This is a genomic window from Streptomyces aureus, from assembly GCF_000725495.1.
GTDB classification, from domain to species: Bacteria; Actinomycetota; Actinomycetes; order Streptomycetales; family Streptomycetaceae; genus Streptomyces; species Streptomyces aureus_B.
Window position 1 is genome coordinate 1 of sequence record NZ_JNZD01000132.1, and the last position, 216, is coordinate 216.

Sequence of the window (216 nt, forward strand, 5' to 3'; positions counted from 1 at the left end):
CGTCATCGGCGGCGCCGACGGCGACTTCGACAAGACCGAGCAGGCCGTCGTGCGCGAGGCGTGCTTCACGCTCGACCTGCCCCCGCACGAGTTCGACCTCTAACCGACCCGGCAGCGCGTCGGGCCGGTTTGCAAGGATGCCGGCCCGGCGTTCGCGGCGACGCCTAGAGGGGCGTCGCCGCGTGCAGGATGAAGGCCAGCGTCACGGCGGAGTTC

At 71.8% G+C, this 216-nt stretch carries 1 protein-coding gene; it reads left to right on the top strand.

Features of this window, described 5'->3' with window-relative positions; translation table 11 throughout:
* A partial coding sequence (locus IO36_RS36265; RefSeq protein ID WP_037626690.1) for a TerB family tellurite resistance protein occupies positions 1 to 103 on the top strand: 103 nt, incomplete at its 5' end.
* Positions 104 to 216 lie beyond the last annotated feature (113 nt).